We start from the raw sequence: 18,445 nt of genomic DNA, 5'->3' as shown, positions 1-18,445 counted from the left end.
CATCAGGACGGAGCATCGAGCGCCTCCGGTGATCCGCCGCCCCGTGCGGCCAGCTCCAATGCCCCGCGTACCCTCCAGGCGTCCGTGGACAGCACCGCGACCGCACCCACCACCGGCCCGGAGCCGGGGCGGGATGCGCGCAGCAGCTCGGAGCCGTCCCGAGCGAGCCGTTCCCACCACCGGATCTCCGCCCGCCACAGGTCCTCAGCGGCGTCGAGCCCGTCCAGTGCCCAGCGCGCGGACTCCGGCAGCCGCCGCTGGAAGCCGGCGAACGAGGAGGCCGCGACCGCCGCCCGCCCGAGCAGCCGGGTGGCCGTCCGGGCAGAGGGTCCGGTCAGCGGGCGACCCACGAGGAACACCTCGCGCGCGATCAGCAGAGCGAGCCGTCCCGCTGCCCAGTGGGCGGCCCGGGGCACGGAGTCAGCGGTGCGCACCGCGGCGGAGACCCGCATCCCGGTGGCCACCGCGGCCGGCGTGTCGGCGCCGGGGTCGCCCCACACGGAGGTGGCGAGTTCGGCCCTGAGCGCAGCCGGCGTTCCGGTCCGGGACAGCCGGGGCCACGCCGTCGCCAGCGTGCCGAGGACGTAGGGCGGGTGGGGCCGGGCCGGAGCCGCTCCGGACATGTCGCGGAGATGCTCCTCGGTGTTGGAGATCTCGAACCCTGCCGCCAGCGCCCGGATCACCACCGCGCCGCCGCGTGGCTGCCAGCCCGCGAGGACACGCAGGTGCCACAGCAGTGTCGCCGCGACCGCCCGCTGGGCCTCGGCGAGCGACGCCCCGGGAGCGAGGTCGCGCCGGTAGGACGTGCCTCCCAGGTAGCGCAGGGCGGCGTCGAGTGTCGGGGCGGAGGCCACCTCCCGGAGTCCGGTCGCGCCGAGGCATCGCGACCGCAGGTTCCGGGCCCGCGTGGCCCCGGCCACCCATCCGGCGCTCACGTCGGGCCCTCTTCTTCCGGCTGTCCGTTCCGGGGCTGTCCGTTCCGGGTGGGTGCCCGGGGCGGGGCGCCTTCCCCTGTGCCGAGTTCCTCGAGGACGAGTGCGGCCACACGGTCCACAAGAGCGGGTGTGCGTGCCGCAGCCCGTCGGCATACGCGTGTCGCCTCCCGCTCGGCGTCACGGAGGAGCACGGCCGCCTCGGCCTCGGCGGAGCGACGTGTCCGGACGGCGGCTTCCGCACGCACCTCGTGGGCGCGGACGCGTGCCTGCTCCACGATCTCCTCGGCCTGCCGCGCGGCCTCGGCCCGCACGCTCGCAGCGTCCCGGGCAGCCTGCTCACGCACGGCCCGTGCCTCGGCCTCCGCCCGCTCCAGCAGCGCGAGCGGCGGCTGCAGTTCGGCGGCGGCCTCTGCTGAACGATCCGCGGGCACACCCCCGGGTGCCGCACGGCCGGGCGGCACCCGGGGGCGAAAACGCGTCAGGAAATCCCGGAATCCCGCCATGGGCTCCCCTCACGTCTGGCCCTGTTCCAAGTTTCCGCTCTCATGTCGGCGCTGTCGCGCTGTGTGGGTCGCTACGGGGTGCAGGGCATGGGCCCGGGATCAATGCGACACTGGCCGCGTAGGAGACCGACTGTGCCTGTCGGGAGGTTGCGGTGAGTGACTACGAACGTCGAGCCGCCGCGCGAGAAGCCCGTGGCGCCGTTCCCCGCCGCTCCTGGACACCGGAGGAAGAGCGCCGCCAGGATCTGCTGCAACGCTATCTCGGTGCCCTCGCCTCCGTCTCCGCGTCGGAGGCGAGGGCGAGCGGATCTCCGGCAGCACCGGCCTCGGCCCCCGCCCGGCCGCAGGACCGTGACCGGGCACCGCAGGCACCACGTGTGCGCGATGTCATGAACGCCCCGGCCGTCTCGGTCGCCGGCGACACACCGTTCCCGGACGTCGTCCGCGCCCTCTCCGGCGAACACCTGAGCTCAGTGCCCGTGGTGGACAGCGAGGACCATGTGATCGGTGTGGTCTCCGAGTCCGACCTGCTCGCCAAGGCCGCCGTCATGGCTGTCCCGCACCGGCCGGGCCCCATCGGGAGGTTCCGCGAGCGCCACCTCTACGAGAAGAGCCGGGGTGAGACTGCGGCCACCCTCATGACGTACCCGGCGGTCACCGTCCATCCGGGCGACCTGGTGGCCGATGCCGCCTGGACTGCTGCTCGCGGACGCTTCAAGCGCTTGCCCGTCATGGACCACCTGGGCCGGCTCGTGGGTACGGTCAGCCGCATCGACCTGCTCAGGGCACTCATCCGCGACGACACCGAGATCCGTGAGGAGATCGAGTCCCGGATCCTGCGCCGTGGGCTCCTCGTCAGCCCTGACACCGTCGACGTGACGGTGGAGAACGGGATCGTCACCGTGAGCGGGACGCTCGATCCGGAGCTCGTGCCCGAACTTCTGGACGCGATCCGGGAGATCGAGGACGTGGTCGACGTGGTCGACCGTCTCGGCCCCGGGTGACCGTGGTTCGGTCAGCAACACGCGGCGGGCCTCGAAGAAGCCCGAGGCGCACCGCCCCTTCGCCTCTTCAGGAGGTCCGCAATGCCTGAAACCCCGCACATCGTGAGCGATGTGATGACCCAAACGGTCGTGGCCGTCGGGCGCGACGCACCCTTCAAGGAGATCGTCCGGACCATGGAGCAGTGGCAGGTCAGCGCCATGCCGGTGCTCGAGGGAGAGGGGCGCGTCATCGGTGTCGTCTCCGAGGCCGACCTGCTCCTCAAGGAGGAGTTCCGCGACAGCGATCCGGTCCTCCTCGAGCAGCGTCGGCGCCTGTCCGACATCGCCAAGGCCGGAGCGGTGACGGCCGGTGATCTCATGAGTACGCCCGCCCTCACGATCCACCCCGACACCACCCTGGCCCAAGCGGCAAGGATCATGGCCGTCAAGCACGTCAAACGACTGCCCGTGGTCGACGACCTGGGCATGCTCCAGGGCATCGTCAGCCGCGCCGACCTGCTGAAGGTCTTTCTACGACCGGACGCGGACATCGAGGAGGAGGTGCGCCGCACGGTGGTGTCCTACCTCTTCCCGGCCTTCAGCCACGCCATTCACGTGAACGTGCACGAGGGGGTCGTCACGCTCCGCGGACACATCCAGGACACCTCGCTGATCTCGGTGGCCGTCCGGCTCGCCCGCGCCGTGGAAGGTGTCGTGGACGTCGAGCCCCATCTCACCGGCGAGCCCACCCGTACGGCCGAGCCCCGGGACGCGACATAAGGCTCGGCTGTCCGACACGGGTACGCTCCAGCCCGTCCTCACGGCTTGTCCGAGCGATCGGCCCAGCAGACAAGATCTGTTCCCACGGCCTCCACCGGAGCCGAGTCCCGGAACGGAACGGTCACCCACGGAATCGCGCGGACCACAGTGATGTGCCCCGGCTTGTGTGGAGTCGAGTTGCCGGAGTCCAGGCGATCGAGGGGGTTGTCCTCGGCTCGAACTCGACCGGCGCGGACCGGAACGCCGCTCGCAGCTCCGCCTGCCGGGGACACCTGGCGTGGGGTGGGCGTTGCCGCCGCAGGCACACGAAAACCGGTCCGGCAGAAGCCACCGCGCCGAACCCACCAGCTAGGCGACCGCGAACCGGGCGGCTGCCGGGCCCCGCTCCACCGCCCGAAACTCGAGGCCCTCCCCGCCCAGCACGGAACCAGCACGGGACAGGTCACCAGGGATGACCAGGGGTACCCACAGGTCAGCGCCGAACCAGCACCGGCACCACCGACGAGCCCCTCACGGACGGAACGAACCCCCCTGGTCTGCCCATTTACTACGCCAACATCACGGCGGGCGACTCCTTCATCGCCCGTCACGACCCGGGACCCGTACTCCCGTCATGAGCCCGATGACCGCAATGCGAACCGGTGGTGGTCACGCGTCCCCGTATGCCTCGCCGCCCAGCTCGAAGCGGGCGGTCCCGGCGGTCGCGTCCGCGAGCCAGGACCGGAAGGCGTCCACCTCGGAGTCGGGGAGGGCGATCTCGATCGTGACCGCCTCGGCGTAGCGCACGTCCCGCACCGTGCGCCCCGTGGAGCGCAGGTCGTTCTGGATCTTGCCGGCCCGCTGGTGGTCGACCGTCACCGTGGCCAGCCGGAACCGGCGGCGGGTGAGTGTGCCGACGGTGTCCAGTGCCTCGCCGACGGCGCCGCCGTACGCGCGGATCAGCCCGCCCGCGCCGAGCTTGACACCGCCGTAGTAACGGGTGACGACCGCGACGACGTACCGCATGTCACGGCGCAGCAGCATCTGGAGCATGGGGACGCCCGCGGTGCCGCCGGGTTCCCCGTCGTCGTTGGCCTTCTGGACGGAGGCGTCCGCGCCGATGACGTACGCCCAGCAGTTGTGGGTGGCGTCGGCGTGCTCCTTGCGGACGCCGGCGATGAACTCCTGCGCCTCCTGCTCGGTGGCCGCCGGGGCGAGGGCGCACAGGAAGCGGGAGCGGTTGATCTCGGTCTCGTGCACACCCGCGCGGGCGACGGTGCGGTACTCGTCCTGCATCCGGCCAGCCTATGCGGCGCCCCGGGGCACGGTCATGGCGGCCAGCAGGGCTGTGCCGGGGACGAGGTCCGGCCACCCGGCGCCGCGCCAGGACAGTACGGCGATCGCGGAGGTCGGGAACTTGGTGCGGACCCGGTCGAGCGTGTCGTCCACACCCTCGCCCGCCAGTGCCACGACGAGGTCCGCCAGACCCGGGTTGTGGCCGATCAGCAGCAGGGTGCCGACATCGGTGGGCACCTCGTGCAGCACGGCCAGGAGCGCGGGGACGTCGGCGGCGTACAGCCTCGGTTCGTGCCGGACCGGCACGGACGTGTCCCACTGCGCCGCCGCCAGTTCCCAGGTCTCGCGGGTGCGGACTGCGGTGGAGCACAGCACGAGACCGGGCAGGCCGATGGTCTCGGCGATCGCGCGTCCGGCTGCGGGCGCGTCCCGGCGGCCGCGCGCGGCCAGCGGGCGGTCCCGGTCGGCGACGCCGTCGGGCCAGGCGGACTTGGCGTGCCGCAGGACGACCAGGCGTCGCTCCCGTCCCGCACCGGTGCGCCCGGTCGCCCCGGTCGTCCCCGCCGCCCCGCTCACGCCGGGGCTCCCAGGTCTCGGGCGAGGTCGAGGCCGAGCAGCCGGTCCGCGTAGACGTACGTCTCGAAGCGGGCGCCGTCCGGCAGCTCCGGTGCGGTCTCCACGTCCCGCAGCACGCGGAGGACGCCGACCGCGTCCAAGTCGTCCTCCCAGGCGGTGCGCAGGTCCGCGCGCACCTCGTCGGGGATGGGCCGCGAGGGCCGGTGCGCCCAGGCGGCGACCGCGCCGCGCCAGCGCGCGAGGGTGCCGGCCGCGTCGTCCAGGGCGGCCGGGCCGAGCCGCAGCGGGCTGCTCCTGGGGTGCGCGAGCAGGGCGAGGCGCAGAACGGTCGGGTCGGTGCCGTCCGGTGCGCCGGGGGCTTCCGGACGGACGGGCGCGACGGCGACCCGGACTCCGTCGGGTGTCTCGCCGCCCTCGCTCACCACGTGCAGGACCTGGGCCTCGCCCAGCCCCGTGCCGGCGTCCCGGCTGTCCTCGAAGGGCCGTACGCCGAGGGCCGCGCCCGCCGCGCGCAGTTCGGGCAGGTCCCGTTCGCCCACGAGCAGCGCCCACACCGGGGTGCCGCCGAGTTCCAGGGCACGCACGAGCAGGTCGGCGACGAGCAGCACCCGCAGGTTCGTCGGGTCGAATCCGCGCGTGTGGGCCTCGACGCGGGTGAGGCCCCGCCGGGCGGGGGTGGCGTCCACGGGTTCGCCGGTCCGGGCGTCGGTGATGCGCAGCACGAGGCGAGCGTAGGCGCACGAGCGGGCCCGCGCAGGCATCTCGCACGCTTTTCGGGCCCGTCGTGGCTCCGGGACGTACCCTCGCCCCCGGGAATCACCGCACTGCCGTGCCCTGCCGGTCGGGCTGTCCGGCGGCAGGGCCGGGCAGGAGTCCGTGACCGCGGTGCCGTTCACATACCGGCTGATCACCTCGCTCACCCAGCTGTACTGCGGGTTCAGCAGGTCGGCGGCGCCGATCGCGGCCACCGCGCCGCCGATCCCGGCCGGCAGCCACCAAGAAGACGTACGCGGCGGAGCCGCCGGATGCGCCACACCGCCGCCGTCGGCCTCCCGGTCCTTCAGCTCGGGAAAGATCTCGGTCCGCACAAGCAACTCCTCTTCAGCGCTTCCCGGACGGCGCCTCCGTCCGATGCCGCTCACGCTAGGAATCGGGGGGCGCGACGACATCCCGCCCACGCAGTCACCTGCTCGTACTCCGCGTGAGCACGCCGTACATCGATCGTGGTACGGACGTCGCTCCGGATGGGCGGTCTCCACCGCCCGGTGGAGGGCACCGGTCGCTGCTCGCCGAAGCGAAATAGTCGCGGTGCTCATGGGGTTGTCACAGCATCGAGATCACGTATCCACAGGAGGCGTCCATGTACGGTGACAGTGCCACGGTCCGCAGAATCCTGTCCGAGACGGGCGACACCTGGGCCGTGGTGGGCCTGTCGTCGAACCGGCAGCGCGCGGCGTACGGCGTCGCCCAGGTGCTGCAGCGCTTCGGCAAGCGGGTGGTGCCGGTGCATCCGAAGGCCGAGACGGTGCACGGCCGGCAGGGGTACGCCTCGCTCGCGGACATCCCCTTCGAGGTGGACGTCGTCGACGTGTTCGTGAACAGCGACCTGGCCGGAGCGGTCGCGGACGAGGCCGTCGCCAAGGGCGCCAAGGCGGTGTGGTTCCAACTGGACGTCATCGACGAGGCGGCCTACGAGCGGACCCGCGCGGCGGGCCTGGACATGGTGATGGACCGCTGCCCGGCGATCGAGATACCGCGCCTGGGCTAGCCGGGGCCGGGCCGGCGGCAGACTTCAGGGCCGGGGCCCCGCGAGCCCCGGGGCGCCCCACACCGGGAACCAGCGGGTCAGATCGCCCTCGATGCGCAGGTCGTCCGCGAGGAGCGCCCTGATCTGGAGTTCCAACGCGTTGTCGCGCCGCTCCGTGCCGTCGGGGAGCGGCGCGAACGGGTAGAAGGTGCCGCGCTTGTAGAGATAGACCAGCGCCAGGGCCCGGTGGTCCGGCGTGGCCTGGAACCCGATCAGGGAGCAGAGGAGCTGCGGGCCGAAGCCCGCGTCCTGGAGGAGCGTGTTGACGGCGTGCAGATCGTTGACCAGTGAGGCGGTGTCGTCGGCGGGTTGACGGACGAGGAGCCACGTGTACCCGTACGCGTCCTTGGTGTACTCGACGGGCGTGCCGCCCCGGCCGGTGTCGGCGTCGAGCAGGTCCCGTACCTCCTGCTGGAGCCGGTCGAAGGCGCCGCCCTCCACGCTCGCGAAGCAGACCGATCCGGTCCCGGTCGGTGTGAACCCCGCCCCCGCCTGCACGGTGATCGCGGCCGCGGGCAGGCTGAAGAGCTGGTCGAGGTCCGGGCGCACCGGTTTGCTGCGGCCGAGGATGGTGTCGAGGAGTCCCACGGCGCGGCACCTCCATGCGTCGTCATGCCCGGCCGAGCTGGGCCGAGATCCGGCCGAGCTGGTCGAGGCGCTGTTCGAGGGTGGGGTGGGAGGAGAGCAGCCGGCTCAGGCTCTCCCGGGAGGAGAAGGCCGGTGCGAACCAGAAGGCGTTGAACGGCTCTGCCCGGCGGAGGTCCTTCGTCGGGATCCTCGCCATCTCGCCGGTCACCTTGGTGAGCGCGGACGCGAGTGCGGACGGGCGGCCGGTGAGCAACGCGGCGGAGCGGTCGGCGGACAGTTCGCGGTAGCGGGACAGCAGCCGGGTCAGCAGGAAGCTGATCACGTACACGACGGCACTGACCAGGGGGATCAGGAGTGCCACGAGGGCGGTGGTGCTGTCGCGGCTGGTGCGGCCGAGCCCGGTGTAGAGCGCGACACGCGTCATGACACCGGCCAGGACACCGAGGAACGAGGCGATGGTCATCACGGCGACGTCCCGATGGGCGACGTGCGACAGCTCATGGGCGAGGACGCCCTCCAGCTCCTCCGGTTCCAGACGACGGAGCAGACCCGTGGTGACGCATACCAGGGCCGTTCTCTCGTTGCGGCCGGTGGCGAAGGCGTTCGGTATGTCGCTGTCGGCGATCGCCACCCGCGGCTTGGGTATGTCGGCGAGGGCGCAGACGCGGTCCACGGAGCCGTGCAGCCCGGGAGCCTGCTCGGGAGTGACCTCGCGCGCGCCCATGCTGAAGGCCGCGATCCGGTCACTGAACCAGAACTGCGCGACGAACAGGATGCCCGCGATCAGCAGGATGACGGGCCACGCGTTCTTCAGGAGGGCCAGCAGAACGCCGACGAAGACGACATAGAGCAGTCCGATCAGGAACATCGTCGTCACCATGCGGGTGGTGAGGCCCCGGTCCGGGGCGTACCGCGAATGCGACCGGGTCTTGGGCATCCGGATCACCTCCAGTGAACATGCACTGCCACACTGCACATCCCTCTCCTGCCAGTGTGCCCCTTCCCCGCACGACGGGGCCCGGTGCGGAACCCGCCGGCCCGGGCCGATGTGCACGGCGCGAGACGTCTGCACCCGCTGCTGCCGTCAGTCGTGCGGGGGAGGGTCGCCGGTCCGGTGGTCGGCCAGGTTCAGCGCCTCGTCCACCAGCCGGCGCAGATGTCCGTCACGCAGTGAGTAGACCACCCTGCGGCCCTCCTTCCGCGTGTCCACCAGCCCCGCGAGGCGCAGCCGTGCCAGGTGCTGGCTGACCGCGGGGCGCGCTGCCCCGCACACCTCGGTGAGCGTGCTGACGTCGGCCTCGCCGCCGGTCAGGGCGTGCAGCAGGGTCAGCCGGGTCCGGTCACCGAGCAGGGCGAGGAGTTCCGCCGCGAGCACGAACTGCCGGCCGCCGGGAGTGCGTGGGTGCGCATCGTGCGCAGGTGAGAGGTGCATGCGTGCGCTCATACGCACATAATGGTCCCCTGGACGGCACCCCGTCCACCCCGCCCACCGGAAGGGGATCCACATGAGCCCCCGGCACGAGCACCCGCACCCCGGAACGTCCCCGCGCCGTCGCCTGCTCGCCCCGCACTCCCACGAGATCGCCGACAAGCTCGACTCCGCCCTCGAGTCCTCGGCCCCCGGCCTGCGGGCACTGTGGATCTCGCTGGCGGTGCTCGGCGTGACGGCGCTGGCCCAGGCGGTCGTGGTGGTCGCCTCGGGCTCGGTCGCGCTGCTCGGCGACACGGTGCACAACGCCGCGGACGCGCTGACCGCCGTACCGCTCGCCCTCGCCTTCGTGCTGGGCCGGCGCGCCGCCACCCGCCGTTTCACCTACGGCTACGGCCGGGCCGAGGACCTGGCCGGCATCGCGATCGTGCTGACGATCGCCGCCTCCGCGGCGTTCGCCGGCTGGACGGCGGTGGGCCGGCTGCTCGATCCGCGTCCCGTGGACCATGTCCCGGCGGTCGCCGTGGCCGCACTCGTCGGATTCGCGGGCAACGAGTGGGTGGCCCGCTACCGCATCCGGGTCGGCCGTGCCATCGGCTCGGCCGCGTTGGTCGCCGACGGACTGCACGCCCGGACGGACGGGTTCACCTCACTCGCCGTGCTGCTGGGGGCCGGCGGATCGGCTCTGGGGTGGCAGCTCGCGGACCCCGTCGTGGGACTGGTGATCAGCGCGGCGATCACCCTGGTGCTGCGGGACGCCTCGCGGGAGGTGTTCCGGCGGGTGATGGACGCCGTCGACCCGGCGCTCGTGGACCGGGCGGAGCGGGCACTGACCCGGGTCCCCGGGGTGCGCGGCGTGGGCGAACTGAGGCTGCGCTGGATCGGGCACCGGCTGCGCGCCGAGGTGGCGATCGTGGTGGACGGCGGGGCGACGGTGCGGGAGGCCCATCGCATCGCGGTCGACGCCGAGCACGCCCTGCTGCACGCCGTGCCCCGGCTGACCGCGGCCCTGGTCCACGCCGACCCGCAACCCGTCCCCGGCGAGCGGGACCCCCACCTGCCCCTGGCCCACCACGCGACGGCGTGACCGGGACGCCCCGGCTCCGCCTGAGCCGGGCGCGGCGCCCCGCTCAGGCCACTCCCAGGCCTTCCAGCACGACCGCACCCGGCAGTTCGGCGAAGGCCTTGCCCGGCACGAGGAGTTTGCCCTGGCGGCGTCCGCTGCCGACCAGCACGTACGGCAGGTCGACGACGGCCGCGTCCACCAGCACCGGCCAGTCGGCCGGGAGCCCGATCGGGGTGATGCCCCCGTACTCCATGCCGCTCTCCCCCGTGGCCGTGTCCATCGGGGCGAACGACGCCTTGCGGGCGCCGAGTCGGCGGCGCACGACTCCGTTGACGTCGGCCCGGGTGGTGGACAGGACGAGGCACGCGGCGAGGGTGGTTTCGCCGCCGCGCTTGCCCGCCACCACCACGCAGTTCGCCGACCGCTCCAGCAGGTCCTGGCCGTAGTGCTCCACGAAGACGGCGGTGTCGGCCCAGCGCGGATCCGTGTCGACGTAGAGGATCTGCTCGGCGGGGACGCTGCCGTTCCAGGCACGGACGGCCGCGGCGACCGGCGCGGTGAGCCGGTCGAGGCAGTCGGGGGCCGGGGTGGCGTGGTCGAAGGAGCCGATGGGTGCGCGCATGGCGGCACCGTAACAGCCGCTCGGCGGGCGCCGGTGGGACGTCTCAGCGCACGGGCGGGACCGAGACCGCCATGACCATCTCCATGGGTTCGTCGCCCTGGTTGCCGTAGGTGTGCGGGGTGTCGGCCTCGAAGGAGGCGCTGGAACCGGCCGGGACGCGGTGCTCCGTGCCGTCGACGGTGAGCGTCAGCTCCCCGGCCGTGACGTGGATCAGCTCGACCGTGCCGGCCGGGTGCGGGTCGGAGTCGCTGCTCTCGCCCGGCATGAGACGCCAGTCCCACATCTCCACCGGTCCGGGGGCCTCGGTGCCCGCGAGCAGCCTGTTCCAGCTGCCGGCCTCGGTGTGCCAGAGCCGTACGGCCCGGTCGGCGGGGACGATGCGGACCTTGGGGCCCCGCTCGTAGTCGAGCAGGGTGGTGACGCTGACGCCGAGCGCGTCGCCGATCTTGACGACGGTGCCGATGCTCGGGTTGGTGCGGGCCTGTTCGATCTGGATGAGCATGCCGCGGCTCACTCCGGCCCGCGCCGCGAGCGCGTCCAGGGTGAAGGCCCGCTCGGTGCGCCAGCGCTTGACGTTGCGCGCCAGCGACTGGGTCAGCAGGTCGAGATCCGACACGTTCCGTCCAATATTCCGGATGACAGCGTTCAACTCGTGCGACTGCGGTGCGGTGCACCCGATCGTCCACCGAACTGTACTGCGCGCCTCGCCGCGGCAGCGGCCCTCGTCCTGGCCACCGGCCCGCTGGGGGCGGAGGTCAGCTCTCGGGCTCCAGCTCGACCAGCCGGGCCGGAGCCTTGGCGTCCTTGGCGTCCTCGGCGTCCAGCATCGCCAGCGCCCGCAGTTGCTCCGGGGTGATGCCCTCCGGGATCGGCACCGGCGCCGGAGTGCGCAGCGGCGGCTGCCATCCGTCGGCCGGAGTCCAGCGGCGTACGACGCGGGCCGGGGCGCCCGCGACCACGGCGTGGTCGGGCACCGTGCCCCGGACCACCGCGCCCGCGGCCACCACCACGTTCCGCCCGATCCGCGCGCCCGGCAGGATCACCGCCCCGGTGCCGATCCAGCAGCCGGGACCGATCTCCACCGGGTCCATCCGCGGCCACTGCTTGCCGATGGGCTCGTGGGGATCGTCGTAGGAGTGGTTGGTGGACGTGATGTAGACGTACGGCCCGAAGTAGCAGTCGCTGCCGATGGTGACGGTGGTGTCGGCGATGACATGGCTGCCGCGACCCAGGACGACGCCGTCACCGAGACGCAGGATCGGGGCGGGGCCCAGCTCCAGACCGGGCATCAGGCCGGCGGTGAGGGTGACCTGTTCGCCGATGATGCAGTGGGCGCCGAGATGGATCCAGGGCTCACCGAAGACGGTGCCGAGCGGGAAGGCCAGCCTGGTGCCCGTTCCCATCGCGCCGAACCGGAAGCGGCCGGGGTGTTCGGCGGTCACCGAGCCCGTGCGCTGCGCCCACGCCCAGCCGGCGTGGACGGCGCGCTGCGCGAGGCGGCGCAGCGAGGACGAGAACGTGTTCCTGCTCTTCGGCACCCGCTCACCGTAGTCGGCGGGCGCGCCGCCGAAGAGCCGGACGCCCTGTGATCTTCACCCCACCGGGCCGGCGTACGGTGCCTGACATCACCCGACCAGGAGGCGACGATGACGCACAGGGCACTGATCACCGGTATCGGCGGCAGGGAACCGCAGGTGGACCAGGAGGCCTTCGTGGCACCCACCGCCACGGTGATCGGGGACGTGACACTGCGGGCGGGCACCAGTGTCTGGTACGGCGCGGTCCTGCGCGGTGACGTGGAGAGCATCTCCGTCGGCGCGAGCAGCAACGTCCAGGACAACTGCACGCTGCACGCCGATCCCGGCTTCCCCGTCACCGTCGGCGAGCGGGTCTCCATCGGGCACAACGCCGTGGTGCACGGGGCGACGGTCGGGGACGACTGCCTGATCGGCATGGGCGCCACGGTGCTCAACAGCGCGGTGGTCGGCGCCGGTTCCCTGGTGGCCGCACAGGCGCTGGTGCCGCAGGGCATGGAGGTGCCGCCGGGCTCCCTCGTCGCGGGGGTCCCGGCGAAGGTCCGGCGGGAGCTCACGGAGGAGGAGCGTGCGGGACTGACGCTCAACGGGACGAGGTACGCGGAACTGGCGAAGGTGCACCGCGACGCGCACGGCACGCCCTAGGGCGGGACCGGGGCGCCGTCCGGCGCCCGTGCGCGTCGGACGGTGCGTCCTCCCCGATCCCGCCTCCTGCCGGATCAGTCGTGCGCGACGACGGCGACGGGCGCCGCGGAGTGGTGCAGCACGGCATGGGCGATGGGTCCGACGCGGATGCCGAACGGGTTCCGGCGGACGCGGCGCCCGACCACGACGAGCGAGGACTCCCGGGACGCCTCGATCAGCCGGATGGACGGGCTGCCGCCGAAGGACTCCTCCGTCACCTCGACGTCCCCGAACTCCGCTCGCCAGGGGAGGAGCGCCTTCGTCAGCGTCGCGGCCTGCTCCGCGCTGACCTTCTGGTACGTGTCCGGGTCGGCCGGCAGCCCGTGGACGTAGTACGGCGGCAGGTTCCAGCCGTGCACGACGCGCAGGCCGGTGCCCCGGCGGGCCGCCTCGGCGAACGCGAACCGGATCACCGCGTCGTCGGGCCGGTCGGCGTCCACGCCGAGGAGGACGGGCCGGTAGCGGGTCGCGGCGGACGGGATGCCCGTGGGATCCGGCTCGTGCTCGTCGGCGGCCTGCTCCCCGGCGCGGACCAGGACGACGGGCCGCTCGGCACGGGCCACGACGGCGAGGCCGACGGAGCCGACCAGGAATCCGGCGAAGGCGCCCATCCCCCGGGAGCCCAGCACGAGCAGTTCGGCGTCCTCGGCCGCCTCGGCGAGCACCTCGTGGGGTCGGCCGGCGGCCTGCTCCGCGGCGACCTCGATGCCGGGGTGGCGCAGCCGCAGCCCCTCGGCGGCCTCACGCCGCGCACTGTCCCAGTCGGCGGCGGAGGAGTTCTCCGCGCCGAGGAACGGTGCCCGGGCCGCAGGCTCCGGAAGGGGCTCGCGGACCTCGAGCAGCCGCAGCGGCAGACCACGGAGCTTCGCCTCGCGGGCCGCCCATTCGGCGGCGGCCCGGCTCTCGGCCGAACCGTCGAAGCCGACCGTGATGGTGCGGGACATGACGTGCGCCTCCTGTTGTCGGTGGATCATCCACAGCGTCGGGCGGGAGAATAGCCTGACGGCAGGGACCGCAGGTCCCCCGCGGGTGCCGAAGGTCCCGCCCCGTGGAGAAGGCAGCGGCCGGGCCACCGGGTCCCCTCGGCGTGCGGGAGCGGCCTCGCACGGGACGGACGTGAAGCATCAGGGCCGTACGGCCCATGGCCACGGACGGGGTTCCGCAGGAGGCTGGGATCACAACGGCAGTTCCCGCACCCCGTATGGGAGGCCCGCGATGTTCGCTCCCCCGTCCCCCAGCATGCCGCGCGCTCTGCCCGCCGGGCACCGGGTGAAACTCCTGCAGACCGCTCGGGAGGTGTCCTTCCCGCAAGGGGCCCGGCTGTTCGAGGAGGGCGGCCACGCGGACCGGTTCTGGGTGGTCCGTACCGGCACCGTCGAACTCGACATGCACGTGCCCGGTCGCCGGGCCGCCGTCATCGAACGTCTCGGCCACAACGAACTCGTCGGCTGGTCCTGGCTGTACCGCCCGCACGTCTGGCATCTGGGCGCCGAGGCGGCCACTCCGGTGCGGGCCTACGAGTTCGACGCCGCGGCGGTCCACGCGCTGAGCGAGGAGGAGCCGGCCCTCGGACGGGATCTCTCCCAGTGGGTGGGCGACGTGGTCGCCCACCGGCTGCACGCCGCCCGGATCCGGCTGCTGGACCTGTACGGCCCTTACGGGTCGGGCAGCGGCGTCTGAACCGAACCCGGCACCGCCGCCCGCCCCCTTGGTCAGCCGTTGGGCCGGAGGGTCCAGACGACCGTCATCTCCCCGGTCACGGCGCCGTCCTCGCGCCGGATGGCGACCGACACCGGGAACTCGGGACGCCGGCCCTCGTCCAGTTCCGCCACGACCTCGGCGGCCGGGCGGCCGAGGGTCGCGGTGGCGGTGACCGGGCCCATCGCCAGCTTCTTGTAGGCGATCTCGGCGCGGACCGCCAGTGGCACGGCTCGCGCGAGCTGGTCCCCGAAGGCGGCGAGCACGATGGCGCCGCTCGCCGACTCACCGAGGGTGAACATGGCACCGGCGTGCGGACCGCCCACGTGGTTGTGGTAGTCGCCCTGATCCGGCAGGGACACCACGGCCCGTTCCGAAGTGGTCTCCAGGAACTCGAGGTTGAGGGTCCGGGCCATGGGCACCGTGGCGGCGAGCATCTCGCCGATGGTCATCTGGTCTTGGCTCATGGCCGCATGTTACCCACGAGTAGAACATGCTGGCCAGGCTCTGTACCCGCTCTCCGACGGCCCGCACCGGCGGCCCGCCGCGCGGCGCCCACCCCTGGTTGCTACGTCCCTGTCAAAGGACAGTGACCTGATCGTTTCCCTGGCAGGACTAGGGTGGCTGACCATGTGGCCAGGAAACCAGCCGCCCGGGGGCGAGCAGAACCCGCAGTCGAACAATCCGTATCAGCAGCCGGGATACCAGCAGCCGAATCCGTATCAGCAGCCCGGTGCCCAGCAGCCCAACCCCTACGCGCAGCAGCAGTGGGGGACGCCGGCCACTGTGGGCATGCCCCAGCCGCCGCAGGGCGGGGGCGGCGGGAACCGGACGAAGCTGGTGGCCGTCGTGGCGGCGACGGCTGTCGTCGTGGCCGCCGGCGTCACCGGTTTCCTGGTGCTGGGCGGCGACAAGGACGACACGGCCGACAAGAAGGACGAGGGGCCGTCCGTGAGCGCGTCCGCGGAGCCGAGCACATCCGAATCCGGCTCCGAGGACAACCCGCGGGGCGGTGAGGCGGAGAAGGCGACCGTTCCGGGCTGGCAGGTCGTCACGAACACCCGTTTCGGCACCAAGTTCGACGTCCCGGCCGACTGGGAGATAGAGACCCCCGACACCAGCGTGGGCTTCGAATGGGAGGAGGAGGACGGTGAGACGGACCGCACCACCGTCACCGCCCCGGCCTATCTGAAGTCCAAGTGGTGCACGAGCGACGACGACAAGGACGGCCGCGAGGAGGACACCTCCCTCGTCACCGCCGGAACCCGTGGTGAGAACGGCGCCAAGACCACTGACATGGCGGCGGAGACCCGTGTGCCGTGGTGGATCTTCGGCGGTTACACCCAGCCCGACAAGAAGAGCGTGAAGATGGAGAAGCCGAAGGCGTACACGACCGCCTCGGGCCTCAAGGGCAGTGTCGCCACCGCGCACTCGGAGGGCACTCCGCAGAACGGCAAGTGCGACAGCGAGGGCAAGGCGATCACCTTCGCGTTCAAGAACGGTGCCGGGGACTTCGTCACCTGGAACCTGTACGGCGCCAAGGGCGTCAAGGACGAGATCCCGGAAGAGACCGTGCAGAAGATCCTCAGCACGGTGCGACTCACCGAGGAACCGCCGACCGAGTCCTGACGGGGTCGTAGCGGACGGCGGACGGCGGGAAACGGGCGGAGCGGCCCTCGGCGCATTTGGCAAGTCGGCCGCCCCCCGGCGATAGTCACGGTGTGCCGACCATCGATTCCCGTCGCCGTCCCGCCTGGGCGGGCCGCAACTACACGCTGCTGACCGCGTCCGCGGTGGTGACGAGCCTGGGCAGTCACGGTGCACTGATCGCCTCCGCGTTCGCGGTGCTGGCCGCGGGCGGGGACGCCGGCGACGTGGGCCTGGTGGCCGCCGCCCGCACCCTGCCGCTGGTGCTGTTCCTGCTGATCGGCGGTGCCGTCGCGGACCGACTGCCGCGCCACCGTGTGATGGTCGCGGCCAATGTCCTGAACTGCCTCTCGCAGGCCGCGTTCGCGGCCCTCGTCCTGGCCGGTGAGGCCCAACTGTGGCAGATGATGCTGCTCAGCGGCCTGGGCGGAGTCGGCCAGGCGTTCTTCGGCCCCGCCGCCGAGGGCATGCTGCTCTCCTCGGTCGAGGGCGAACAGGCCGGCCGGGCGTTCGCGGTGTTCCGGATGGCGATGCAGGGCGCGACGCTCGGCGGCGCCGCCCTGGGCGGCCTCATGATCGCCGCGATGGGGCCGGGCTGGGTGCTCGCGGCGGACGCGGCCGCCTTCGCGGTCGCGGCGGCGCTGCGCGCCTTCCTCGACGTGAAGCACATCCCGCCGCGTGCGCCGGGCGGCGGTCTGCTCGCCGACCTCCGGGACGGGTGGCGGGAGTTCTCCGGCCGACCCTGGCTGTGGGGCATCGTCGTCCAGTTCTCCATCGCCAACGCGGTCGTCGGTGCCGCCGACGCGGTCTACGGTCCGCTCGTGGCCCGGGACCATCTGGGCGGTGCCGCGCCGTGGGGCCTGGCCCTGGCCTTCTTCGGCGGGGGCACGGTGCTGGGCGCGCTGGTGATGACCCGCTGGAAACCGCGCCGTCTGCTGTTCGTCGGCACCCTGTGCGTGTTCCCGCTGGCCCTGCCGTCCGCCGCGCTCGCCGTGCCGGTACCGGTGGCGGTGCTGTGCGCGGTGATGTTCGTGACCGGCGTGAGCGTGGAGGTGTTCGGCGTCTCCTGGATGACGGCCCTGCACCAGGAGATACCGGAGGAGAAACTCTCCCGGGTGTCGGCCTACGACTGGTTCGGCTCGGTGGCGCTGGTGCCGGCCGCGATGGCGCTGGCGGGCCCCGCCGAGTCGGCGTTCGGCCGCACGGAGGCGCTGTGGGGCTGCGCGGCGCTGGTCGTCGTGGTCACGGCGGCGGTGCTGTGCGTGCCGGACGTGCGCAACCTGCGCCGCCGGACCGTGCCCGTCGCCGGGGCGGTCCGGGGCACCGAGTCAGCCGATGCCGAACGCCCCGTCGGGGGGCTCGGGTGACGGTACGGCGTCCTCGTCCCGCACCGGCCCCGCTCCGCCGGTGAAGTCCCGCAGGGCCGCGCCGTGCTCGACGCGGGCGGGGAAGACGTCGGCGGCGGTGCGCCGGGCCAGGGCGGCGATGTCGAGGGGGCGGTGCGCGGCGGCCAGTACGGCGTTGCCGAAGCGGCGTCCGCGCAGGACTCCCGGCTCGGCGATCAGCACCAGCTCCTCGAAGACCGTGCCGAGCGTGGCCAGTTGGGAGCGCAGAAAGGCGAACGGGGCCGCGTCGGCGAGGTTGCCGAGGTAGACGCCGCCGTCCCGCAGGACGCGTGCTGCCTCACGGGCGTAGGCGACGGAGGTCAGGTGCGCCGGGACCCGCGAGCCGCCGAAGACGTCGGCGACGAGGACGTCCGCGGAGGCGCCGGGAGCGGCCTCCAGCCAGGCGCGGGCGTCCGCCGCGTGCAGCGTGACGTCCGCCCCCTCGGGCAGCGGCAACTGCTCGGCGACCAGGTCCAGCAGTTCCCCGTCGAACTCGACGACGTCCTGCCGGGAGCCGGGGCGGGTCGCGGCCAGGTAACGGGGCAGGGTGAGCCCGCCGCCGCCGAGGTGGATCGCGTCCAGCGGGTGCCCCGGCTCGGCGAGGGTGTCCAGGACGTGCCCGAGCCGCCGGACGTACTCGAACTCCAGATGAGCCGGATCGTCCAGGTCGACGTACGACTGCGGCGCCCCGTCGACCGTCAGCAGCCAGGCCCGCTCACGGTCGACGTCGGGCATCAGCTTCGCGGTGCCGTGACCGACGGCACGGGTCACGGGTATCGACTCGTTCACAGTCCCCCATTGTGCCGTCGTGACACCGGTCGGGTGCCCGCCCCGCCCCGTGCATGATTTTAGAAACTCTGCGGGATCCCCGGGCCGGCTCCCCGGGCGATTGATGGTGCGGGCTGCGTTGTCTACTGAACTGCCCGGGAACG

The 18,445-nt window shown here is 72.9% G+C and carries 22 protein-coding genes; 8 read left to right on the top strand and 14 right to left on the bottom strand.

Translation table 11 applies throughout. The features are described 5' to 3' along the window. Positions 1-2: 2 nt before the first annotated feature. Positions 3-935, bottom strand: coding sequence for a hypothetical protein (locus AB0I73_RS33055; RefSeq protein WP_363043620.1), 933 nt, complete (start codon positions 933-935; stop codon positions 3-5). Then, on the bottom strand, positions 932-1,366 hold the full coding sequence (locus AB0I73_RS33050; protein ID WP_363043618.1) for a hypothetical protein: 435 nt from the start codon (positions 1,364-1,366) through the stop codon (positions 932-934). Before AB0I73_RS33050 ends, AB0I73_RS33055 begins: the two co-directional genes overlap by 4 nt. A 224-nt stretch (positions 1,367-1,590) precedes the next feature. Between AB0I73_RS33050 and AB0I73_RS33045 the strand changes: the two genes are divergently transcribed. Together AB0I73_RS33045 and AB0I73_RS33040 are read left to right on the top strand one after the other, a co-directional pair. After that, positions 1,591-2,442 (top strand): CBS domain-containing protein, encoded by an 852-nt coding sequence (locus AB0I73_RS33045; protein ID WP_363043616.1) that lies wholly within the window; start codon positions 1,591-1,593, stop codon positions 2,440-2,442. Between the two features lie 81 nt (positions 2,443-2,523). Further along, positions 2,524-3,201, top strand: coding sequence for a CBS domain-containing protein (locus AB0I73_RS33040; protein ID WP_363043614.1), 678 nt, complete (start codon positions 2,524-2,526; stop codon positions 3,199-3,201). Positions 3,202-3,849: 648 nt separating this feature from the next. Here AB0I73_RS33040 and AB0I73_RS33035 read toward each other — a convergent pair. The 3 genes from AB0I73_RS33035 to AB0I73_RS33025 are packed head-to-tail and all read right to left on the bottom strand — an operon-like array spanning position 3,850 to position 5,813. Then, the gene (locus AB0I73_RS33035) at positions 3,850-4,476 is read right to left on the bottom strand and encodes a YigZ family protein (RefSeq protein WP_363043612.1); all 627 of its coding nucleotides are present in this window, start codon (positions 4,474-4,476) and stop codon (positions 3,850-3,852) included. A 9-nt stretch (positions 4,477-4,485) separates the two neighbouring features. After that, entirely contained in the window at positions 4,486-5,052 is a 567-nt protein-coding gene (locus tag AB0I73_RS33030; RefSeq protein ID WP_363043610.1) for a histidine phosphatase family protein, read from the bottom strand. Beyond that, on the bottom strand, positions 5,049-5,813 hold the full coding sequence (locus tag AB0I73_RS33025) for a hypothetical protein (protein WP_363043642.1): 765 nt from the start codon (positions 5,811-5,813) through the stop codon (positions 5,049-5,051). Before AB0I73_RS33025 ends, AB0I73_RS33030 begins: the two co-directional genes overlap by 4 nt. A 599-nt stretch (positions 5,814-6,412) precedes the next feature. Here AB0I73_RS33025 and AB0I73_RS33020 point away from each other — a divergent pair. Next, positions 6,413-6,820, top strand: a complete 408-nt coding sequence (locus AB0I73_RS33020) for a CoA-binding protein (protein WP_363043608.1) — start codon at positions 6,413-6,415, stop codon at positions 6,818-6,820. A 24-nt stretch (positions 6,821-6,844) separates the two neighbouring features. Here the strand turns inward: AB0I73_RS33020 and AB0I73_RS33015 are convergent, their stop codons facing one another. The 3 genes from AB0I73_RS33015 to AB0I73_RS33005 form a co-directional block, all read right to left on the bottom strand. Then, on the bottom strand, positions 6,845-7,447 hold the full coding sequence (locus AB0I73_RS33015; RefSeq protein ID WP_363043606.1) for a hypothetical protein: 603 nt from the start codon (positions 7,445-7,447) through the stop codon (positions 6,845-6,847). Between the two features lie 22 nt (positions 7,448-7,469). Then, complete coding sequence (gene htpX, locus AB0I73_RS33010) at positions 7,470-8,384, bottom strand: zinc metalloprotease HtpX (RefSeq protein WP_363043604.1); 915 nt, start codon at positions 8,382-8,384, stop codon at positions 7,470-7,472. Between the two features lie 147 nt (positions 8,385-8,531). Continuing rightward, a complete protein-coding gene (locus AB0I73_RS33005) occupies positions 8,532-8,891 on the bottom strand; it encodes a metalloregulator ArsR/SmtB family transcription factor (RefSeq protein WP_363043602.1) in 360 nt (119 codons plus the stop codon). A gap of 61 nt (positions 8,892-8,952) precedes the next feature. On the opposite strand from AB0I73_RS33005, the gene AB0I73_RS33000 reads away from it, so the two are divergent. Continuing rightward, positions 8,953-9,963 carry a cation diffusion facilitator family transporter gene (locus AB0I73_RS33000; RefSeq protein WP_363043600.1) on the top strand — a complete coding sequence of 337 codons (1,011 nt, stop codon included), beginning with the start codon at positions 8,953-8,955 and terminating at the stop codon, positions 9,961-9,963. A 43-nt stretch (positions 9,964-10,006) separates the two neighbouring features. Here AB0I73_RS33000 and AB0I73_RS32995 read toward each other — a convergent pair whose 3' ends face one another. The 3 genes from AB0I73_RS32995 to AB0I73_RS32985 form a co-directional block, all read right to left on the bottom strand. Next, positions 10,007-10,564, bottom strand: coding sequence for a YbaK/EbsC family protein (locus AB0I73_RS32995; protein ID WP_363043598.1), 558 nt, complete (start codon positions 10,562-10,564; stop codon positions 10,007-10,009). A 43-nt stretch (positions 10,565-10,607) separates the two neighbouring features. Then, the gene (locus AB0I73_RS32990; RefSeq protein ID WP_363043596.1) at positions 10,608-11,180 is read right to left on the bottom strand and encodes an XRE family transcriptional regulator; all 573 of its coding nucleotides are present in this window, start codon (positions 11,178-11,180) and stop codon (positions 10,608-10,610) included. A gap of 139 nt (positions 11,181-11,319) precedes the next feature. Continuing rightward, positions 11,320-12,102 carry an acyltransferase gene (locus tag AB0I73_RS32985; protein WP_363043594.1) on the bottom strand — a complete coding sequence of 261 codons (783 nt, stop codon included), beginning with the start codon at positions 12,100-12,102 and terminating at the stop codon, positions 11,320-11,322. Positions 12,103-12,210: 108 nt separating this feature from the next. Between AB0I73_RS32985 and AB0I73_RS32980 the strand changes: the two genes are divergently transcribed. After that, a complete protein-coding gene (locus tag AB0I73_RS32980; RefSeq protein ID WP_363043592.1) occupies positions 12,211-12,744 on the top strand; it encodes a gamma carbonic anhydrase family protein in 534 nt (177 codons plus the stop codon). 74 nt (positions 12,745-12,818) lie between these two features. Here the strand turns inward: AB0I73_RS32980 and AB0I73_RS32975 are convergent, their stop codons facing one another. Further along, positions 12,819-13,727: a universal stress protein gene (locus tag AB0I73_RS32975; RefSeq protein ID WP_363043590.1), complete on the bottom strand. Its 909-nt coding sequence runs from the start codon at positions 13,725-13,727 to the stop codon at positions 12,819-12,821. 271 nt (positions 13,728-13,998) lie between these two features. Here AB0I73_RS32975 and AB0I73_RS32970 point away from each other — a divergent pair, with 271 nt between their 5' ends. Beyond that, on the top strand, positions 13,999-14,463 hold the full coding sequence (locus AB0I73_RS32970; protein ID WP_363043588.1) for a cyclic nucleotide-binding domain-containing protein: 465 nt from the start codon (positions 13,999-14,001) through the stop codon (positions 14,461-14,463). Positions 14,464-14,495: 32 nt separating this feature from the next. Here the strand turns inward: AB0I73_RS32970 and AB0I73_RS32965 are convergent, their stop codons facing one another. Then, positions 14,496-14,933, bottom strand: a complete 438-nt coding sequence (locus tag AB0I73_RS32965; RefSeq protein WP_109381061.1) for a DUF4442 domain-containing protein — start codon at positions 14,931-14,933, stop codon at positions 14,496-14,498. A 178-nt stretch (positions 14,934-15,111) separates the two neighbouring features. Here AB0I73_RS32965 and AB0I73_RS32960 point away from each other — a divergent pair, with 178 nt between their 5' ends. Both AB0I73_RS32960 and AB0I73_RS32955 read left to right on the top strand, forming a co-directional pair. Further along, positions 15,112-16,110, top strand: coding sequence for a hypothetical protein (locus tag AB0I73_RS32960; protein WP_363043586.1), 999 nt, complete (start codon positions 15,112-15,114; stop codon positions 16,108-16,110). A gap of 92 nt (positions 16,111-16,202) precedes the next feature. Then, positions 16,203-17,495, top strand: coding sequence for an MFS transporter (locus AB0I73_RS32955; RefSeq protein WP_363043584.1), 1,293 nt, complete (start codon positions 16,203-16,205; stop codon positions 17,493-17,495). On the opposite strand, the gene AB0I73_RS32950 is transcribed toward AB0I73_RS32955, so the two are convergent. Next, positions 17,457-18,302, bottom strand: a complete 846-nt coding sequence (locus tag AB0I73_RS32950; RefSeq protein ID WP_363043582.1) for a fused MFS/spermidine synthase — start codon at positions 18,300-18,302, stop codon at positions 17,457-17,459. The genes AB0I73_RS32955 and AB0I73_RS32950 overlap by 39 nt on opposite strands. Positions 18,303-18,445: the final 143 nt, after the last annotated feature.

Origin of the sequence: Streptomyces sp. NPDC050388 (assembly GCF_040655635.1) — a bacterium.
Classification (GTDB): domain Bacteria; phylum Actinomycetota; class Actinomycetes; order Streptomycetales; family Streptomycetaceae; genus Streptomyces.
This window is presented reverse-complemented; position numbering and strand designations above follow the sequence as displayed.

Bases quoted from the DNA above. Each gene is read 5' to 3' on its own strand.
- AB0I73_RS33040 (WP_363043614.1), top strand. From the start codon at position 2,524: ATGCCTGAAACCCCGCACATCGTGAGCGATGTGATGACCCAAACGGTC.
- AB0I73_RS33035 (WP_363043612.1), bottom strand. From the start codon at position 4,476: ATGCAGGACGAGTACCGCACCGTCGCCCGCGCGGGTGTGCACGAGACC.
- AB0I73_RS33025 (WP_363043642.1), bottom strand. From the start codon at position 5,813: ATGCCTGCGCGGGCCCGCTCGTGCGCCTACGCTCGCCTCGTGCTGCGC.
- AB0I73_RS33020 (WP_363043608.1), top strand. From the start codon at position 6,413: ATGTACGGTGACAGTGCCACGGTCCGCAGAATCCTGTCCGAGACGGGC.
- htpX (WP_363043604.1), bottom strand. From the start codon at position 8,384: ATGCCCAAGACCCGGTCGCATTCGCGGTACGCCCCGGACCGGGGCCTC.
- AB0I73_RS33005 (WP_363043602.1), bottom strand. From the start codon at position 8,891: ATGAGCGCACGCATGCACCTCTCACCTGCGCACGATGCGCACCCACGC.
- AB0I73_RS33000 (WP_363043600.1), top strand. From the start codon at position 8,953: ATGAGCCCCCGGCACGAGCACCCGCACCCCGGAACGTCCCCGCGCCGT.
- AB0I73_RS32995 (WP_363043598.1), bottom strand. From the start codon at position 10,564: ATGCGCGCACCCATCGGCTCCTTCGACCACGCCACCCCGGCCCCCGAC.
- AB0I73_RS32980 (WP_363043592.1), top strand. From the start codon at position 12,211: ATGACGCACAGGGCACTGATCACCGGTATCGGCGGCAGGGAACCGCAG.
- AB0I73_RS32975 (WP_363043590.1), bottom strand. From the start codon at position 13,727: ATGTCCCGCACCATCACGGTCGGCTTCGACGGTTCGGCCGAGAGCCGG.
- AB0I73_RS32970 (WP_363043588.1), top strand. From the start codon at position 13,999: ATGTTCGCTCCCCCGTCCCCCAGCATGCCGCGCGCTCTGCCCGCCGGG.
- AB0I73_RS32965 (WP_109381061.1), bottom strand. From the start codon at position 14,933: ATGACCATCGGCGAGATGCTCGCCGCCACGGTGCCCATGGCCCGGACC.
- AB0I73_RS32960 (WP_363043586.1), top strand. From the start codon at position 15,112: ATGTGGCCAGGAAACCAGCCGCCCGGGGGCGAGCAGAACCCGCAGTCG.